Raw genomic sequence first — 16061 nt, 5'->3', positions numbered from 1 at the left:
CCGTCGCCGCGGGTGTCCCGCTCCTGTTCACCGCACTCGTGCCCGGCGTCCCGGTCGCGCTGCTGCTCTTCGGCGTGTCCGGGATGGCCTCGACGGCGTACGTCATGCAGGCGCAGGCGTCGTTCGTCCGGGCCACCCCCGCCGCGATCCGCGGACGCGCCATCGGCGTCGCCGCCTCCGGGATCGTCGCGGGACAGGGGGTCGCCGTACTGGCCGGCGGCCTGCTCGCCGACCTGTGGACCCCGTCCACGGCCATCGCCGTGTGCGGGGCCGCCGGTGTCGTCATCGCCCTGGGCGGGGCGCTCGCGTGGCGGTCCGCCCAGGTGGGCGGCCACGCCGAGCGGCCCCAGACCGTCGGGGCGTGACGGGTCAGTTCCAGTCCTTGCCCATGGCTGGTCCTTTCGGGTTGTGGGGTGGGGGGTGGTGGGGTCAGTTCCAGTCCTTGCCCATGGCTGGTCCTTTCGGGTTGAGGGACGCGGTGCGGTCGGTTCAGTTCCAGTCCTTGCCCATTTCGGCACTCCTTTCCCGGGTCGTGCACGAATCGTCGGAATGGTGGCTTCAGTTCCAGTCCTTGCCGGTCACGGGCGTCTCCCTCCTGCTCGGGCCGTGCGGTCGGCCGCACCCGCCGTACGGGCCCGCCGCTCACAGCGATCTCCTCGTGCGGGTCGTGGTGACCGGGTCACCGGTCCGGCGGACGCAGCCAGGGTCGCCGACCGGACGGCGCCCGCGACTCCGTACGGCCGCAACTACGGCATGTGGACGGCATTGTTAGGCCGAATGGCCCAGTGACGGAATGGGCGGATTGGGGTGAACGGAACCCGGTGGTCCGGTGCGGCCGCCGGGGATGACGCCACTGCCGCACTCGGCTAGCGTCGGTGCCGCACGCCCGAACGATCTAGGAGTCCGATGACCGGCAGCCGCAGCACCGGGCGCCCCGCGTCCGGCCGTGGGCTGCCGGCGTTCGTCGCGCGGTGGCCGTTGTGGAATCTGCCCGTCCGATTGACGGCCGCGATTCTGACGGTCGAGTTCACCGCGGTCGCCGTGGTCGTCGTCCTCGCGATCGGCAGCGCGATGCCCGACGGTCGCGGTCTGCGCGACATGCTGCTGATCGTCGGCCTCGGCATCGCGCACACCGAGATCGCGCGGGGCGTCGAACAGATGCGGCGCCGGGTCAACGGAGAGGTGCACGTCAACCTCGGCTCGGTGTGGTTCTTCGCCGCGATCGTGCTGTTGCCCCCGATCTACGCGGTGCTCTGCACGTTCGTGATCCACCTGCACCTGTGGCTGCGGTCGGCCCGCCCGCGCAACCCCGTCTACAAACACCTGTTCAGCTCGGCCACCATGGTGCTGACGAGCCTGGCCGCCTCGGGGGTCATGGCGGCGGCCACGGCGGGCGGCACCGGGGACCGGTTCGACCTGCACGTGCTCGGGCTCGGCGTGCTGGTGTTCCTCACCGTCAACACCGCGCTCGTGGCCGGGGTGATCGCGGTCAACTCCCCGCAGGCCGACGTGGCCTCGATCGTGGGGGAGTGGGACGAGAACCTGCTCGAGGTGGCCACACTGTGCCTCGGCGCGCTCACGGCCGCGGCGGTCGTCGTCAACGCCTGGCTCGTGGTGTTCGTGTTCCCGCCCCTGCTGGTGCTGCACCGGGCCGTGCTCGTGCGGCACCTGGAGGTGGCGGCGAACACCGACGGCAAGACCGGCCTGCTCAACGCCGCCGCCTGGCACACCCAGGCCGAGCGGGAGCTGCGGCGGGCCGAGCGCCGGTCCGCCCCGCGCGCGGTGCTGGTCATCGACCTCGACCACTTCAAGGACGTCAACGACACCCACGGCCACCTGGCGGGCGACCGGGTGCTCGCCGCGGTGGCCGACACGCTGCGCGGCGAGGTGCGCGAGCGCGATCTCGTCGGCCGCTTCGGCGGCGAGGAGTTCGTCGTCCTGCTCGGCACCCTCGGCGACCCGGAGGGCGGCGAGCTGCGGGTGGTCGCGGAGCGGATCCGGGAGCGGATCTCGGCGCTGCGCGTCGAGATGCCCACCGCCGACGGCCCGCTGACGGTCGCGGGGCTCAGCGCGTCGGTCGGCTGCGCGCTCTACCCCGGAGACGGCCGCGACCTGCGCGACCTGCTGCAGGTGGCCGACACCGCGCTCTACGCGGCCAAGCGCGCCGGGCGCAACGTCGTGCGGATGGGCACCCAGCCCGCCCCGCAGCCACGGGTCGCGGAGGACTCCACGTCCGCACGACGTTACGGACAGTGAGGCACGCGGGGTCGCGTTCCACCCCGTCGTGCGACTCCAGCCACCCTGACACGGGGGGTCGCGCTCACTAGCCTTCGACCCGTGGACGATCCGTCACCCGCTCCGGGAATCCGCAGCCTGTGGGCGCTGGGTCCCGGGCTGGTGGTCGTCGCGCTGTCGGTGGAGCTGGTCGCGGTCGTCGTCGTCGCCGCCGGGGTCCTCGCGCTGCCGCCCGGTGGGGGTCCGGTGCTCCTCGCGCTCGGGCTGGCGGCGATGGGCGTCGTGCACACCGAGCTGGCCACCGGCATCGAGCGGATCCGTCGGCGGGGGTCGGCCAACTCCTACTTCGACCTCAGCTCGGTCTGGACGTTCGCCGCGGCCCTGCTGCTGCCGCCGGGGCTCGCGGCGGCCGTCGTCGTGGTGGTCTACGCGCACCTGTGGCACCGGGTCTGGGCGCCGGCGGGCATCCCGCTCTACCGCCACCTCTACACCACGGCCACGGTGCTGCTGGCCGCGCGCGCGGCGCACGACGTCGTCTCCTGGGCGGGGGGCCTGCCGGCCGATCCGGCCCGGCCCGACGTGGTGGTGGCGGTGGGTCTGGCCGTCTCGTCCTACGTGGTGGTCAACACCGTGCTGATCGGGGCGGCGATCGCGCTGACCGGACCGCGGGTCGCCCCGCGCGACCTGCTCGGGCGCTGGGACGACAACGCCCTCGAGGTGGCCACGCTGTGCATGGGCGCGCTGGCCGCGGTGGCCCTGGCCTCGACCCCCGGCCTGGTCGTGCTCGTGCTCCCGCCGATCCTCGTGCTGCACCGGGCCGTGCTGGTGCGCCAGCTGGAGCAGGACGCGAGCACCGACGCCAAGACCGGCCTGCTCAACGTCACGGCCTGGCGGGCCGAGGCGCTGCGGGCGGTGCGCCGGGCCCACCGGGCCGGGTGCGGGGCGGGCGTGCTGATCCTCGACCTCGACCACTTCAAGGTCGTCAACGACACCCACGGCCACCTCGCCGGTGACGACGTGCTGTCCGCCGTGGCCGCGGAGCTGCGTGCGGGGGTGCGCGAGCACGACCTCGTCGGGCGGTTCGGCGGCGAGGAGTTCGTGGTCCTGCTGCCCGACCTGCCCCGCGGTGGCGCCGGGCACGTCGAGCTGTGGCGGGTGGCCGAGCGGCTGCGCCACCGCGTCGCCCGGCTCGACGTGGGGGTGGCCACAGCGGGCGGCGTGCAGACCGTCACGGGGCTGTCGGTCTCGGTCGGCGGCGCCACCGTGCCCACCGACGGCACCACGCTCGACCAGGTGCTCCGGGCCGCCGACGACTCGCTCTACGCCGCCAAGGGCGCGGGCCGCAACCTCGTGCGGATCGCCACCGACGGCCACGTCCCGGCCCCGCGCCGCCCCACGGCGTGACGGCGGGGGACCGGGACCGTCCGTAGACTGGCCCGTGTGACCGTGCTCCGATCGATCAGTGGTCCCGCCGACCTCCGACGTCTCGGGCCCGACCGGCTGCCCGAACTCGCCGCCGAGATCCGCCGATTCCTCGTGGAGTGCGTCTCGCGCACCGGCGGGCACCTGGGCCCCAACCTCGGCGTCGTCGAGCTGACGATCGCGCTGCACCGCGTCTTCGACTCCCCGCGCGACACCCTGATCTGGGACACCGGGCACCAGGCCTACGTGCACAAGCTGCTCACCGGCCGCCACGACGGCTGGGACCGGCTCAAGAAGACCGGCGGGCTCTCGGGCTACCCGAGCCGCGCGGAGAGCGAGCACGACGTCGTGGAGTCCAGCCACGCGTCGTCGTCGCTGTCCTGGGCCGACGGAATCGCCCGGGCCTACGCGCTCACCGGGCAGCGGCGCCACGTCGTCGCGGTGATCGGGGACGGCGCGCTCACCGGCGGGATGGCCTGGGAGGCGCTGAACAACATCGCCGCGAGCGCCGACCGCAACGTCGTCATCGTCGTCAACGACAACGGGCGCTCCTACTCGCCCACCATCGGCGGCCTGGCCGACCGCCTCGCGTCGCTGCGCCTGCAGCCCGGCTACGAGCGCGTGCTCGATGCCGGTAAGGCCGCGCTGGCCCGCACGCCGGTCGTCGGCGGCACGCTCTACGCGGGGCTGCACGCGGTGAAGGCGGGGCTCAAGGACGCCCTGAGCCCGCAGGAGCTGTTCTCCGACCTCGGGATCAAGTACTTCGGCCCGGTCGACGGGCACGACGTCGCCGCGATGGAGTCGGCGCTGCACCGGGCGAAGCGGTTCGGCGGGCCGGTGATCGTGCACGCCGTCACCCGCAAGGGCAACGGGTACCCGCCCGCGGAGAACGACGAGGCCGAGCAGATGCACAGCCCGGCCGCGTTCGACCCCGAGACGGGGTTGCCCACCGGCGCGCCGTCCACCGGCTGGACCAGCGTGTTCGCCGAGGAGATGGTCGAGCTGGGCCGGCGGCGTCCCGACGTCGTCGCGATGACGGCGGCGATGCTCGGCCCCACCGGGCTCGCCCCGTTCGCCGCGGCCTACCCCGACCGCTGGATCGACGTCGGCATCGCCGAGCAGCACGCGCTCACCTCGGCGGCCGGGCTCAGCGCGGGCGGGCTGCACCCCGTCGTCGCGCTGTACTCCACCTTCCTCAACCGCGGCTTCGACCAGCTGCTCATGGACGTCGCGCTGCACGGGCAGGCGATCACCCTGGTCCTCGACCGCGCGGGTGTCACCGGCAGCGACGGCCCGTCGCACAACGGCATGTGGGACCTCTCGCTGCTGGGCGTCGTGCCCGGCATGCGGGTGGCCGCCCCGCGCGACGCCGCCACCCTGCGCGAGGAGCTCGCCGAGGCCGTCGCCGTCGACGACGGGCCCACCGCGCTGCGCTTCCCCAAGGGACCGGTGATCGAGTCGGTGCCCGCGCTGCGCCGCGTCGACGGCGTCGACGTCCTGCACGAGACCGACGGGGCGGGCGTCGACGCGGCCGTGCTGCTGGTCTGCGCCGGCGCGTTCGGCGAGCTGGGGGTGGCCGCGGCGCAGCGGCTCACCGCGCAGGGCGTCGCGGTCACCGTCGTCGACCCGCGCTGGGTGCTCCCGGTGCCCGGCGCCGTGGTCGACCTCGCCCGGGAGCACCGGCTCGTCGTCACCGTCAGCGACAGCGGCCAGCACGGCGGGTTCGGCTCGGTGGTCTCCGCCGCGCTGCGCGACGCCGAGTGCGACGTGCCGCTGCGCGACGTGGCGATCCCGCAGCGGTTCCTGGACCACGGCAGCCGCTCGGACGTGCTCGCCGCCGTCGGGCTCACCGCCCAGGACGTGGCACGGCGGGTCACCGAGTGGGCCGCCGCCGCGTTGCCCGCCGCGGACTCCGCCGACCTCACGGTGGACTCCTGATGCGCGTGCTGGTCGTCGAGGACGAGCACCCGCTCGCCGACGCCATCGCCCGCGGGCTGCGGCGTGAGGGCATGGCCGTCGACGTCGCCTACGACGGTGACACCGGCCACGAGAAGTCCGCCGTCACCCGCTACGACGTCGTGGTGCTCGACCGCGACCTGCCCGGCATGCCCGGCGACGTGCTGTGCGGCGAGATCGTGGCCTCCGGCGCCACCACCCGGGTGCTGATGCTCACCGCGAGCGGTGCGCTGGCCGACAAGGTCGACGGCCTGTCCCGCGGCGCCGACGACTACCTCGCCAAGCCCTTCGACTTCCCCGAGCTCGTGGCCCGCCTGCGCGCCCTGGGCCGCCGGGCCACCCCGGCCGCGCCGCCGATGCTCGTCGCGGGTGACGTCGCGCTCGACCCGGCCCGGCGCACCGTGCTCCGTGCCGGGGAGCCGGTGGAGCTGACCCGCAAGGAGTTCGGCGTGCTGGAGGTCCTGATCGCCGCGGGCGGCGGCGTGGTCAGCAGCGAGGAGCTGCTGGAGCGGGTCTGGGACGAGAACGCCGACCCGTTCACCACCACCGTCCGGGTCACGGTGATGACGCTGCGCAAGAAGCTGGGCGAGCCCGGCGTCATCGAGACCGTGGTGGGCGCGGGGTACCGGGTGCCGGCCGCGGGCTGATCGGGCCCCGGCGATGAGCGGGTTGCGGCCCCGGCTGACGCTGCTGGCGACGGCGCTGGTCGCGCTGGCCAGCGGGTTGCTGCTGTGGCTGGGCTGGCTGCTCGTCGGCGGGGTGGCGCAGGCGGTGCCCGCGCTCCCGCCGGGCAGCACGGTGCGCGTCGACGGCGTCACGGTGCCCGCCGACGGCCTCGGCGACGCCGTCGGCCGCGCCGCGCAGGACGAGGTGCTGCGCGCGGGGCTCGTCGCGTTCCCGCTGGTGGTGGCGGCCGCGGCGCTCGTGTCGTGGGTGCTGGTCGGGCGGGTGCTCGGCCCGCTGCACGCCGTCACCGCGGCCGCGCGGCGCCTCACCGCGGAGTCGCTGGACGCCCGACTCGGCCTCACCGGCGCCCGCGGCGAGGTCGCCGAGCTGGCCGCGGGCTTCGACGCCATGCTCGACCGCCTGCAGGCCGCGTTCGACGCCCAGCGCCGCTTCGTCGCCAACGCCAGCCACGAGCTGCGCACCCCGCTGGCGGTCCTGCGCACCGAGGTCGACGTGACGCTGGCCGACCCCACCGCCGACGAGGCCGAGCTGCGGCGGATGGGCGCGGTCGTCCGCGACGCCACCCGGCGCGCCGACGACCTCGTCGCCGGGCTGTTGCTGCTCGCCCGCACCGAGGGGGCCGACCTCGCCGAGATCCGGCCGGTCGACCTCGCCGCCGTGGTCGTGCCCGCGCTCGCTGCCGTGCGCGTCGAGGCCGGGCACCGCGGGCTGCGCGTCCGGGTGCGCACCGCGCCCGCGCCCGTCGCCGGTGACGCGGTGCTGCTGGAGCGCGTGGCGGGCAACCTGCTGGAGAACGCGGTGCGGCACAACGTCGCCGGGGGGTGGATCGAGGTCTCCACCGGCGCGGTCGAGGGCGTCGCGGAGCTGTGCGTGGCGTCCTCGGGACGGCCGGTGGAGCGGGTGGAGGAGCTGTTCGAGCCGTTCCGCCGCGGCCCCGTCGAGCGCACCGGCGACACCCCCGGCTCCGGCCTGGGGCTGTCGATCGTGCGGGCGGTGGTGCGGGCGCACGGCGGCACGGTGTCGGCCGATCCGGTGCCCGGCGGGGGCCTGACGGTGCGGGTCCGCCTGCCGGGCTGACCGGGGGTCAGGCGCGGGTGGCGAGTGCCGGCTCCAGGACGGGGGCCAGCAGGGCGATCTGCCACTCCCGCGCCCCGCCCTTGCGCAGGAACCCGGCCACGTCGCCGTCCTCGGGCGGGGTCCAGCACAGGCGGCGCAGCAGGTCGGGCTGGAGCAGGTTCTCCACCGGCACCGTCCACTGCGCCCCGACCGCGGCGACGGCCGCGCGGGCGGCGGCGAGGCGGGCGGCGGCGTCGGGATCGCGGTCGGCCCAGCGGGCCACCGGCGGCGGGCCGTCCACGGGCGCGGTCGGCCGGGGCAGCTCGGCGGCGTCGAGGCGTTCGGCCGCGGCGAGCGCCGACCACCAGTACGCCGTGAGCCTGCGCTGCGAACGGCCCCGGAACACCGGCATGGAGCCGAGCGCGGCGGCCGAGTCGGGGGCGGTGACGGCGGCGTCGACGATCGCGGCGTCGGGCAGCACCCGGCCGGGGGCGATGTCGCGGTCGGCGGCGAGCTTGTCGCGGGCCTCCCACAGACCGCGCACGGCGGCGAGCTGGCGGGGTTTGCGCAGCTTGTGGATGCCCGAGGTGCGACGCCACGGCTCGGCGCGCGGCGTGGGCGGCCCCGCGGTGCGGACGGCCTCGAACTCCTGGTGGGCCCAGTCGAGCTTGCCCTGCTCGTCGAGCATCCGGGTGAGGACGTCGCGCAGCTCCACCAGCACCTCGACGTCGAGCGCGGCGTAGACCAGCCAGTCCTGGGGGAGCGGGCGTCGTGACCAGTCGGCGGCCCCGTGCCCCTTCTCCAGTGCGAGCCCCAGCAGGTTCTCCACCATCGGCCCGAGCCCGACGCGGGGGAGCCCCGCGAGGCGCCCGGCCAGCTCGGTGTCGAAGAGCCTGCTGGGCACGAGCCCGGTCTCGGCGAGGCAGGCCAGGTCCTGCGAGGCGGCGTGCAGCACCCACTCCGGCCCGGTCAGCGCCGGGGCGAGCTCGGACAGGTCGCTGCTCATCGGGATCGGGTCGACCAGCGCGGTGCCCGCGCCCGCCCGGCGCAGCTGCACCAGGTAGGCCCGTTGCGAGTACTTGAACCCCGACGCCCGTTCGGCGTCGACGGCGACCGGCCCCGTGCCGGCGGCGAACGCCTCCGCGGTGGCCCGCAGGGCGTCGCGGTCGGCGACCACGGGCGGGAGCCCGTCGGCCGGTGCGAGCAGGGGTGTGGGTGCCGGTCCCTCCGGCGTCCCCTCCGGCGCCGGTGGACCGTCCGGGTCCTCTGGGTTCAGCGGATGACCCCGGCCCGCATCGCGAGGGCGACCATCTGGGCGCGGTCGCCCGTGCCGAGCTTGCGCCCGATGCGCGACAGGTGGCTCTTGACGGTCAGGGCGGACAGGCTCAGCGCCTCGCCGATCTCCTTGTTCGACTGCCCGTCGGCGACGAGCTGCAGCACCTCGACCTCGCGCGCCGAGAGCTCGCGCGGGGTGTTGTCGGTGCCGGGCACGCGGGTGCCGGTGGCGAGCAGCGGCGCGACCGTCGGGTCGGCGTAGACGCCGCCGTCGAGCACCCGCTTCACGCCGTCGGTGACGATGGCCGCCGAGGCCGACTTGAGCAGGTAGGCCTGCGCCCCGGCCTGGAAGGCCGAGCGCACCGCGTACGGGTCGTCCGAGGACGCCAGCACGACGAGCCGGTTCCAGCCCAGCGAGCGCAGCTCCGTGACCAGGTCGAGCCCGCTGCCGTCGGGCAGGCCGAGATCGAGTATCGCCAGGTCGCACGGCCCGTTGGCGTGCGCCCGGGCCCGTGCCTCGGCCACCGAGGCGGCCTCGTACACCGTGCCGGCGCCCATCGACCGCAGGCGCGCGGCGATGGCCTCGCGCAGCAGCGGATGGTCGTCGACCACCAGCACCGAGAAGAGCTCTTCCCGCGGGTGCGGGACCATTGCGGGCGACAGAACGGCACCGGGTGCGGTGCGAACTGGTGCGCCCTGGCCAACTACGGCCACGGTGTTACCTCCCTGGAGTCGGTCGTTGCCCCCGACCGGCACCAGACCTCGGCCGGCGAAGAGACCGCTCGAGGAGGTGTCGTGGAGGAATCGTAGCCCCCCAAGCGGTCTAACGTCGTGTATCGGATCGAACTTGGCGGGGTGAAAGTTACAGCCTTGTGGGCCCCCGTCCACCTGATCGGGTGACGGGTGCGATCACTCCGGACGGCGTCGTCGCAGGTGGGCACCGGGATCAGACCGTTCGATGAGCGAGAGAAACCGCACCCACCGGGGGGAGCCCCGCGGCCGAGGCGACGAAGGCGCAGAACGCGGCGCCGTGCCGGGACAGGTCGGTACCGGTCGGCGTCCACGACGCGCGGAGCTCGACGTCGTCGTCGCGGCGGGGCCCGGCGATGTCGCCGAAGCGGACCGACGAGGTCTGCGTGACGGTCCCACCCAGTGCCACGTGCTCGGCCCCGTGGTCCTCCAGCGCCTCGGTCAGCCACGACCACCCGACGACCGGCAGCATCTCGTCGCCCAGCTGCTCGGGCTCCAGGCGGGCCTGGACGAAGCAGACGAGCCGGAACGTGCCCTCCCAGGCGTCCTGCCCGGCGGGGTCGTGCAGCAGGATCAGCCGGCCCGAGGTGTCGGACTCGTCCACACCGTCGTCGGCGGCCGCGCGGCCCAGCGTGGAGTCGGCCACCTCCACCGACAGCGCCCACGTCCACGGCGCCAGCCGCGGCGGCGCGTCGAGCGCGGTGACGATGAGCTCCGGTCGGGCCCGCAGCGTGCCGAGCGAGGCGACCGCGCGGCGGAACTCGGGCGGCGGGGAGACGGTCGCGGCAGGCACGAGCGGGAACTCTAGGTCGCCCGACACGCCCGGGCGGCGAGGCGCGCCGGACCCCGTCCGGTCCGGTCCCGGGCTCACCGGGCAGCGCTCCGGACGCCCGTGGGAAGATGGTCGGGCCATGGTCGTGCACACAGCTCCCGCCCCCGTCCCCGCCGCAGCCCGCCGCGACCTCGCGTCGGCCCCGTTCCTCGTCGCCGCCCGCGGCGGGCGCCCCGCGCACCTGCCCGTGTGGTTCATGCGCCAGGCGGGCCGCTCGCTGCCGGAGTACCGGGCGCTGCGCCGCGACAGCGGGATGCTCCAGGCCTGCCTGACGCCGGAGCTCACCTGCGAGATCACGCTCCAGCCCGTGCGCAGGCACGGCGTCGACGCCGCGATCCTGTTCAGCGACATCGTGGTGCCGCTGCACGTGGCGGGCGTCGACGTCGACATCGTGGCCGGCACCGGCCCGGTGGTCGGGCACCCGGTGCGGACCGCGGCCGACGTCGAGGCCCTGCCGGTGCTGCACCCCGAGCAGGTCACGCCGGTGACCGAGGCCATCGGCCTGCTGCTCGGCGAGCTGGGCGACACGCCGCTGATCGGCTTCGCCGGGGCGCCGTTCACGCTGGCCTCCTACCTCATCGAGGGCGGGCCCAGCCGCAACCACGAGCGCACCAAGGCCATGATGCGCAGCGCGCCCGACGTCTGGCACGCGCTGCTCGGCCGCCTCGCCGACCTGACCTCGACGTTCCTGCGGGCGCAGATCGCCGCGGGGGTCGACGCCGTGCAGCTGTTCGACTCCTGGGCCGGCGCCCTGTCCGAGCGCGACTACCGCGAGTACGTCCTGCCGCACTCCGCCCGCGTGCTCGCCGGGGTGGCCGACGCCGGGGTGCCCCGCATCCACTTCGGGGTCGGCACCGGTGAGCTGCTCGGCGCGATGGCGCAGGCCGGGGCCGACGTCGTCGGCGTCGACTGGCGCATCCCGCTCGACGACGCCGCCCGCCGGGCCGGTGGCACGCACCCGGTGCAGGGCAACCTGGACCCGGCGGTGCTGTTCGCCGACCGGGAGTCGATCTCCGCGGAGGTCACCCGGATCGCGGCGGAGGGTCGCCGCACGCCCGGGCACGTGTTCAACCTCGGCCACGGCGTGCTGCCCGACACCGATCCCGACGTCCTGACGCGCCTGGTCGACCTGGTGCACCACCAGCCGGTGTGAGGGTAGGAGTCGTCGGGGCCGGCGTCTCCGGTCTCGCCGCCGCGCACCGGCTGCGCACCCTGCTCGGCGACGCCGTCACCATCACGGTCCTGGAGCAGCGCGACCGGGTCGGCGGCGTGCTGCACACCGTCGACCTGGGGGGAATGCCCGTCGACGTCGGCGCGGAGGCGTTCCTGGCGCGGCGCCCCGAGGTGCCGGCACTGCTGGCCGAGCTGGGCCAGGGCCCGGCGGTGCACCCCACGGCGGCGTCGGCCACGATTCGCGCGGGCGGGCGCACCGCCCCGCTGCCCGGCGGCACGCTGCTGGGGGTGCCCACCAGCGCCGCCCGCCTCGACGCGCTGCTGTCCCCGGCCGGGGTCGCCGCGGTGGCGGCCGAGCCCGCCCGGCCGCTGGCCTGGGATCCCGGCACCGACGTGGCACTGGGACACCTGCTGCGCGACCGCTTCGGCGACGAGATCGCCGACCGGCTGGCCGACCCGCTGCTGGGCGGGGTCTACGCGGGCCGCGTCGACGCGCTCGGCCTGCGCGCCACGGTCCCTGCCCTGGCCGCCGCCCTCGACGTGGGCGCGCCGTCCCTCACCGCCGCGGCCGACACCGTCACGGCGCACTCCGCGCCGGACTCGGTCGCACAGAAGTCCCGACTCGCGGGGGCCGACGCGCGAGTCGGGGGATCCGGGCGACCGGGTCCGGCCGCGGGTGCGACGGGCGGGCCGGTGTTCGGGGCCGTGCCGGGCGGCTACCGGGTGCTGCTGGACGCGCTCGTCGCCGCCGCACGCCCGGAGCTGCGGCTCGGCGTCACCGTGCGGGCACTGGAGCGGCGCACCGGCGGCTGGCGGCTGGTGCTGGGGCCGACCACGGCGCCGGAGGCGCTCGACGTCGACGCCGTGGTGCTCGCGGTGCCCGCCCCCGTGCTCGCGAAGCTGCTCGGCGGCCCCGCGGGGCGGGCGGCGGGGGAGATCGAGCTGGCGTCGTCGGTGGTGGTCGCGCTGGCCTACCCGGCCGCGGTCGCGCTGCCGCCCACCTCGGGGGTGCTCGTCGCCGCGGGGGAGCCGCTGCACGTCAAGGGGGTCACGCACTCGTCGACGAAGTGGTCCCATCTGGGCGGCGACGGGCTGGTCCGGCTGCGGGCCTCGCTGGGCCGGTTCGGCGAGGCTGCCACCCTCCAGGTCGACGACGCCACGCTCGTCGCCCGCGTCCGGGCCGATCTCGCCGCGCTCACCGGCGTCACCGCGGAGCCGGTCGCGGTGCACGTCCAGCGCTGGGGCGGTGGCCTGCCGCAGTACGGCGTCGGGCACCTCGACCGCGTCGCCGGGATCGAGGGCGGGCTGCCGGCCGGGGTCGCCGTGGCCGGGGCGGCGCTGCACGGCGTCGGCGTGCCGGCCTGCGTGGCGACGGGCCGGGCGGCGGCCGAGCGGGTGGCCGCCGGACTCGTCCCGGCCTGACCGGCCGCGTCGGCGTGCCGATCGCCGCGGATGGCACGATGGGACCATGGCCCGCCTCGACTACGCCGAGCTCAACAGCACCATCCGCTACACGATGTGGTCGGTGTTCCGCGCCGAACCCGGCCGCCTCGGTGACGACCGGTCCACCCCCGCCGCGGAGGCCGCCGAGTACCTCGACGGGCTCGCGGCCAAGGGCGTCGTCGTCCGCGGCGTCTACGACCTCGCGGGCATGCGCGCCGACGCCGACTACCTGGTCTGGTGGCACGCCGACAACGTCGAGGCCCTGCAGGGCGCCTATGCCGACCTGCGCCGCGACACCGCGCTGGGCCGCGCGAGCGTGCCGGTGTGGAGCCAGGTGGCGCTGCACCGGCCCGCGGAGTTCAACAAGAGCCACGTCCCGGCGTTCGTGGCGGGCGAGGACCCGAAGCGCTACGTCTGCGTGTACCCCTTCGTCCGGTCGCTGGATTGGTACCTGCTCCCCGACGACGAGCGCCGCACCATGCTCGCCGACCACGGCAAGGCCGCCCGCGGGTACGCCGACGTGCGCGCCAACACCGTGCCCGCGTTCGCCCTGGGCGACTACGAGTGGATCCTGGCCTTCGAGTGCGACGCGCTCGACCGCATCGTCGACCTGATGCGCGACCTGCGTGCCACCGAGGCCCGCCGGCACGTGCGCGAGGAGGTGCCGTTCTTCACCGGGCCCCGGGTGGCGGTGCAGGCACTGGTGTCCGCGCTGCCGTGACACGTCCCGGCCGTCGTCGGGCCGGCGCGGTCGGTGTGGAGCAGACCGGGGCCGGCAGCGCGATGAGCTGTGTGTAACCCCTCGGACGCGGAGAGCGAAGTCGGGACATGATCCGACTCGGGCGCACCGCCCTGCTCGCCCTCCTGCTCGTCACCGTCGCCGGCTGCGGCCAGGCACCCGCGCCCGCTGCCGCGCCCGCGCCCGTCCCGCCGACGACCGTCGCACCGGACCCGACGCCCGGGTCCGCCGCCCTGCCCGCGGAGCCGGTCGCACCGACCAGCTGGGTGATGCCCGACCTGGTCGGCGAGAACCTCCAGGACGCCCAGAACGCCATCCAGGCGCTCACCGACTTCGGCATCGCCATCACCACGTCCCGCGACGCCACCGGCCAGGGCCGTAACCAGGTCCTCGACGCCAACTGGCGGGTCTGCGACCAGAACGTCGCACCCGGCGAGGAGATCACCCCGACGTCGGGCATCGAGTTCGGCGCGGTGAAGCTGGACGAGGACTGCTGACCCGGGCCCTGGCTGCGCAGCTCGGTGCCCAGACGTGTCGGGGGCGACTACCCGTCCTTCTCGATCAGCCGCATCGAGATCGAGTTGATGCAGTAGCGCAGGTCGGTGGGGGTGCCGTAACCCTCGCCCTCGAACACGTGCCCGAGGTGGCTGTGGCAGGCCGCGCAGACGACCTCGACGCGCTTCATGCCCATCGAGACGTCGGTGCGCTCGATGACCGCGTCGCCCGCCAGCGGCGTGTAGAACGACGGCCACCCGCAGTGCGACTCGAACTTGGTGTCGCTGCGGAACAGCTCGGCCCCGCAGGCGCGGCAGGCGTAGACGCCCTCGGTCTTGGTGTCCGTGTACTCCCCGACGAAGGGTCGCTCGGTGCCGGCCTGCCGCAGCACCTGGTACTCGGCGGGGGTGAGCAGCTCGCGCCACTCCGCGTCGGACTTGACGACCTGCGCCTCGGGCTCGGTGACGGGATCCATGCGTCCCAGGCTACGTCCGGACCCCGACAGCGCGCCGCGCACGCGGGCGAGGACGTCCCTCACAGCCACGTCGCCACCACGAACATCAGGGCCTCCCACACCAGGAACGCGGCCACCGCGAGCAGCAGCCCGGCGACCAGCACGGCCCCGAGGCGGCGGCCGCCCTCGGCGCGGTTGGCGGACTCGGCGAAGTCGCGCACGCCGTCGAGGTAGCCCTCCACGGTGTAGGCGGGACGCTGCCGCTGCATCCGGTCGAGGTGGGCGGCGAACGCCTGGGCCTCGGGGTCGGCGGGGTCGAGCCCGAGCAGTTCGTCGTCGAACCGGGGGGAGCGATCCGGCTGGAGTTCGGGCACGCGGTCAGGGTAGCGGAGTAGCGTGCCGGTCCGTGGCGTCCAAGGCACCGGTCGAGCTGCTCTCCGTCGGCGGTCGGGAGGTGCGCCTGACCAGCGGGGACAAGGTGTACTTCCCCGGCCCGGGGATCACCAAGCGGGAGGTCGTGCACTACTACCTCGCCGTCGCGGACCCGCTGCTGCGCGCCCTGTACGAGCGGCCCACCAACCTCAAGCGCTACCCCGACGGCGTCGAGGGCGAGCCGTTCTACGGCAAGCGCCTGCCCAAGGGCGCGCCGGACTACGCGCAGACCGCCCGCGTCACCTTCCCCAGCGGCCGCACCGCGGAGTCGCTGTGCCCCACCGAGCCCGCGGTGCTGTTGTGGGCGGCCAACATGGGCACCTTCGACTTCCACCCCTGGCCGGTGCGCCGCGCCGACCCCGACCGGCCCGACGAGCTGCGCATCGACCTCGACCCCCAGCCCGGCACCGGTTTCGCCGACGCCCGCGCCGTGGCGGCCGTGCTGCGCGAGGTGCTCGACGAGGCCGGGCTCGTCGGCTGGCCGAAGACCTCGGGCGGGCGCGGCATCCACGTCTTCGCCCGGATCCGCCCCGAGTGGGACTTCGTCGACGTCCGGCACGCGGTCATCGCGATCGCGCGGCGGGTCTCGGACCGGCTGCCGGACCGGGCGACCGTGGCGTGGTGGAAGGAGGAGCGCGGCGAGCGGGTGTTCCTCGACTTCAACCAGGCCGCCCGCGACCGCACCGTCGCCTCGGCCTGGTCGGTGCGGGGCCGGCCGCGGGCCACGGTGTCGATGCCGTTGACCTGGGAGCAGCTGCCCGACGTCGAGCCGGAGGACTTCGACGTGCGCACCGTGCCGGGACTGCTGGCCGAGCGGGGCGACCCGCACGAGGGGATGGACGCGGCGGTGGGCGACCTGGGCACCGCGCTGGAGTGGTACGCCGCCGATCCGCGCGGGGAGCTGCCGTATCCCCCGGAGTACCCGAAGATGCCGGGCGAGCCGATGCGGGTGCAGCCCAGTCGGGCCAAGGAGCCGTCGGGGGATGCTCCACCCCGGTGACGTGAGGTGCCCCGGGCACCCCACATGCGCACCAGATCACCCTCTGGTGGACGCAGCAACGGTCCCCGGTGACGACACGCCGGACGGCGTCCACTCGTATGGACGTATTTGC

At 75.3% G+C, this 16061-nt stretch carries 15 protein-coding genes and 1 pseudogene; 11 read left to right on the top strand and 5 right to left on the bottom strand.

The window, feature by feature from the left end; all coding sequences use genetic code 11:
• The 6 genes and pseudogenes from PHY01_RS26175 to PHY01_RS03865 form a co-directional block, all read left to right on the top strand.
• A pseudogene (locus PHY01_RS26175) lies at nucleotides 1–365 on the top strand (MFS transporter); the annotation flags it as partial.
• A 541-nt stretch (nucleotides 366–906) separates the two neighbouring features.
• Nucleotides 907–2256: a GGDEF domain-containing protein gene (locus PHY01_RS03885; protein WP_141277081.1), complete on the top strand. Its 1350-nt coding sequence runs from the start codon at nucleotides 907–909 to the stop codon at nucleotides 2254–2256.
• Nucleotides 2257–2337: 81 nt separating this feature from the next.
• Nucleotides 2338–3639: a GGDEF domain-containing protein gene (locus PHY01_RS03880; RefSeq protein ID WP_141277080.1), complete on the top strand. Its 1302-nt coding sequence runs from the start codon at nucleotides 2338–2340 to the stop codon at nucleotides 3637–3639.
• A 36-nt stretch (nucleotides 3640–3675) separates the two neighbouring features.
• The gene (gene dxs / locus PHY01_RS03875; RefSeq protein ID WP_141277079.1) at nucleotides 3676–5595 is read left to right on the top strand and encodes a 1-deoxy-D-xylulose-5-phosphate synthase; all 1920 of its coding nucleotides are present in this window, start codon (nucleotides 3676–3678) and stop codon (nucleotides 5593–5595) included.
• Nucleotides 5595–6260 carry a response regulator transcription factor gene (locus PHY01_RS03870; protein ID WP_141277078.1) on the top strand — a complete coding sequence of 222 codons (666 nt, stop codon included), beginning with the start codon at nucleotides 5595–5597 and terminating at the stop codon, nucleotides 6258–6260. Before dxs ends, PHY01_RS03870 begins: the two co-directional genes overlap by 1 nt.
• Nucleotides 6261–6273: 13 nt before the next feature.
• A complete protein-coding gene (locus PHY01_RS03865; protein WP_141277077.1) occupies nucleotides 6274–7377 on the top strand; it encodes a sensor histidine kinase in 1104 nt (367 codons plus the stop codon).
• A 7-nt stretch (nucleotides 7378–7384) separates the two neighbouring features.
• Here PHY01_RS03865 and PHY01_RS03860 read toward each other — a convergent pair whose 3' ends face one another.
• The 3 genes from PHY01_RS03860 to PHY01_RS03850 all read right to left on the bottom strand — a co-directional run bounded on the left by PHY01_RS03860 (nucleotide 7385) and on the right by PHY01_RS03850 (nucleotide 10174).
• A complete protein-coding gene (locus PHY01_RS03860) occupies nucleotides 7385–8632 on the bottom strand; it encodes an HRDC domain-containing protein (RefSeq protein WP_141277122.1) in 1248 nt (415 codons plus the stop codon).
• The gene (locus tag PHY01_RS03855) at nucleotides 8629–9282 is read right to left on the bottom strand and encodes a LuxR C-terminal-related transcriptional regulator (RefSeq protein WP_075949948.1); all 654 of its coding nucleotides are present in this window, start codon (nucleotides 9280–9282) and stop codon (nucleotides 8629–8631) included. Before PHY01_RS03855 ends, PHY01_RS03860 begins: the two co-directional genes overlap by 4 nt.
• Nucleotides 9283–9577: 295 nt before the next feature.
• Nucleotides 9578–10174, bottom strand: coding sequence for a DUF3000 domain-containing protein (locus PHY01_RS03850; protein WP_246085678.1), 597 nt, complete (start codon nucleotides 10172–10174; stop codon nucleotides 9578–9580).
• A gap of 118 nt (nucleotides 10175–10292) precedes the next feature.
• Between PHY01_RS03850 and hemE the strand changes: the two genes are divergently transcribed.
• From hemE to PHY01_RS26955, 4 genes are all read left to right on the top strand, one after another.
• The gene (gene hemE / locus PHY01_RS03845) at nucleotides 10293–11366 is read left to right on the top strand and encodes a uroporphyrinogen decarboxylase (RefSeq protein WP_141277073.1); all 1074 of its coding nucleotides are present in this window, start codon (nucleotides 10293–10295) and stop codon (nucleotides 11364–11366) included.
• Nucleotides 11363–12808: a protoporphyrinogen oxidase gene (hemG, locus tag PHY01_RS03840; protein ID WP_141277071.1), complete on the top strand. Its 1446-nt coding sequence runs from the start codon at nucleotides 11363–11365 to the stop codon at nucleotides 12806–12808. Before hemE ends, hemG begins: the two co-directional genes overlap by 4 nt.
• 46 nt (nucleotides 12809–12854) lie before the next feature.
• Entirely contained in the window at nucleotides 12855–13550 is a 696-nt protein-coding gene (gene hemQ / locus PHY01_RS03835; protein WP_141277069.1) for a hydrogen peroxide-dependent heme synthase, read from the top strand.
• A 107-nt stretch (nucleotides 13551–13657) separates the two neighbouring features.
• Nucleotides 13658–14065: a PASTA domain-containing protein gene (locus PHY01_RS26955; RefSeq protein WP_218029987.1), complete on the top strand. Its 408-nt coding sequence runs from the start codon at nucleotides 13658–13660 to the stop codon at nucleotides 14063–14065.
• 47 nt (nucleotides 14066–14112) lie between these two features.
• Here the strand turns inward: PHY01_RS26955 and msrB are convergent, their stop codons facing one another.
• Both msrB and PHY01_RS03820 read right to left on the bottom strand, forming a co-directional pair.
• Nucleotides 14113–14538, bottom strand: coding sequence for a peptide-methionine (R)-S-oxide reductase MsrB (gene msrB / locus PHY01_RS03825; RefSeq protein ID WP_141277067.1), 426 nt, complete (start codon nucleotides 14536–14538; stop codon nucleotides 14113–14115).
• A 59-nt stretch (nucleotides 14539–14597) separates the two neighbouring features.
• The gene (locus PHY01_RS03820; RefSeq protein WP_141277065.1) at nucleotides 14598–14891 is read right to left on the bottom strand and encodes a hypothetical protein; all 294 of its coding nucleotides are present in this window, start codon (nucleotides 14889–14891) and stop codon (nucleotides 14598–14600) included.
• A 32-nt stretch (nucleotides 14892–14923) separates the two neighbouring features.
• On the opposite strand from PHY01_RS03820, the gene ligD reads away from it, so the two are divergent.
• Entirely contained in the window at nucleotides 14924–15949 is a 1026-nt protein-coding gene (ligD, locus tag PHY01_RS03815) for a non-homologous end-joining DNA ligase (protein ID WP_141277063.1), read from the top strand.
• The last annotated feature ends 112 nt before the right edge of the window (nucleotides 15950–16061 follow it).

Origin of the sequence: Pseudonocardia hydrocarbonoxydans, assembly GCF_006539565.1 — a bacterium.
In the GTDB taxonomy this organism is placed as follows: domain Bacteria; phylum Actinomycetota; class Actinomycetes; order Mycobacteriales; family Pseudonocardiaceae; genus Pseudonocardia; species Pseudonocardia hydrocarbonoxydans.
The sequence above is the reverse complement of the archived record's forward strand: the minus strand, read 5'-3'. Positions and strand labels throughout refer to the sequence as shown.

What these genes read in the sequence shown, in the direction of transcription:
- PHY01_RS03885 (WP_141277081.1), top strand. Translation starts at nt 907, where the DNA reads ATGACCGGCAGCCGCAGCACCGGGCGCCCCGCGTCCGGCCGTGGGCTG.
- PHY01_RS03870 (WP_141277078.1), top strand. Translation starts at nt 5,595, where the DNA reads ATGCGCGTGCTGGTCGTCGAGGACGAGCACCCGCTCGCCGACGCCATC.
- PHY01_RS03865 (WP_141277077.1), top strand. Translation starts at nt 6,274, where the DNA reads ATGAGCGGGTTGCGGCCCCGGCTGACGCTGCTGGCGACGGCGCTGGTC.
- PHY01_RS03855 (WP_075949948.1), bottom strand. Translation starts at nt 9,282, where the DNA reads ATGGTCCCGCACCCGCGGGAAGAGCTCTTCTCGGTGCTGGTGGTCGAC.
- hemE (WP_141277073.1), top strand. Translation starts at nt 10,293, where the DNA reads ATGGTCGTGCACACAGCTCCCGCCCCCGTCCCCGCCGCAGCCCGCCGC.
- hemQ (WP_141277069.1), top strand. Translation starts at nt 12,855, where the DNA reads ATGGCCCGCCTCGACTACGCCGAGCTCAACAGCACCATCCGCTACACG.
- PHY01_RS26955 (WP_218029987.1), top strand. Translation starts at nt 13,658, where the DNA reads ATGATCCGACTCGGGCGCACCGCCCTGCTCGCCCTCCTGCTCGTCACC.
- msrB (WP_141277067.1), bottom strand. Translation starts at nt 14,538, where the DNA reads ATGGATCCCGTCACCGAGCCCGAGGCGCAGGTCGTCAAGTCCGACGCG.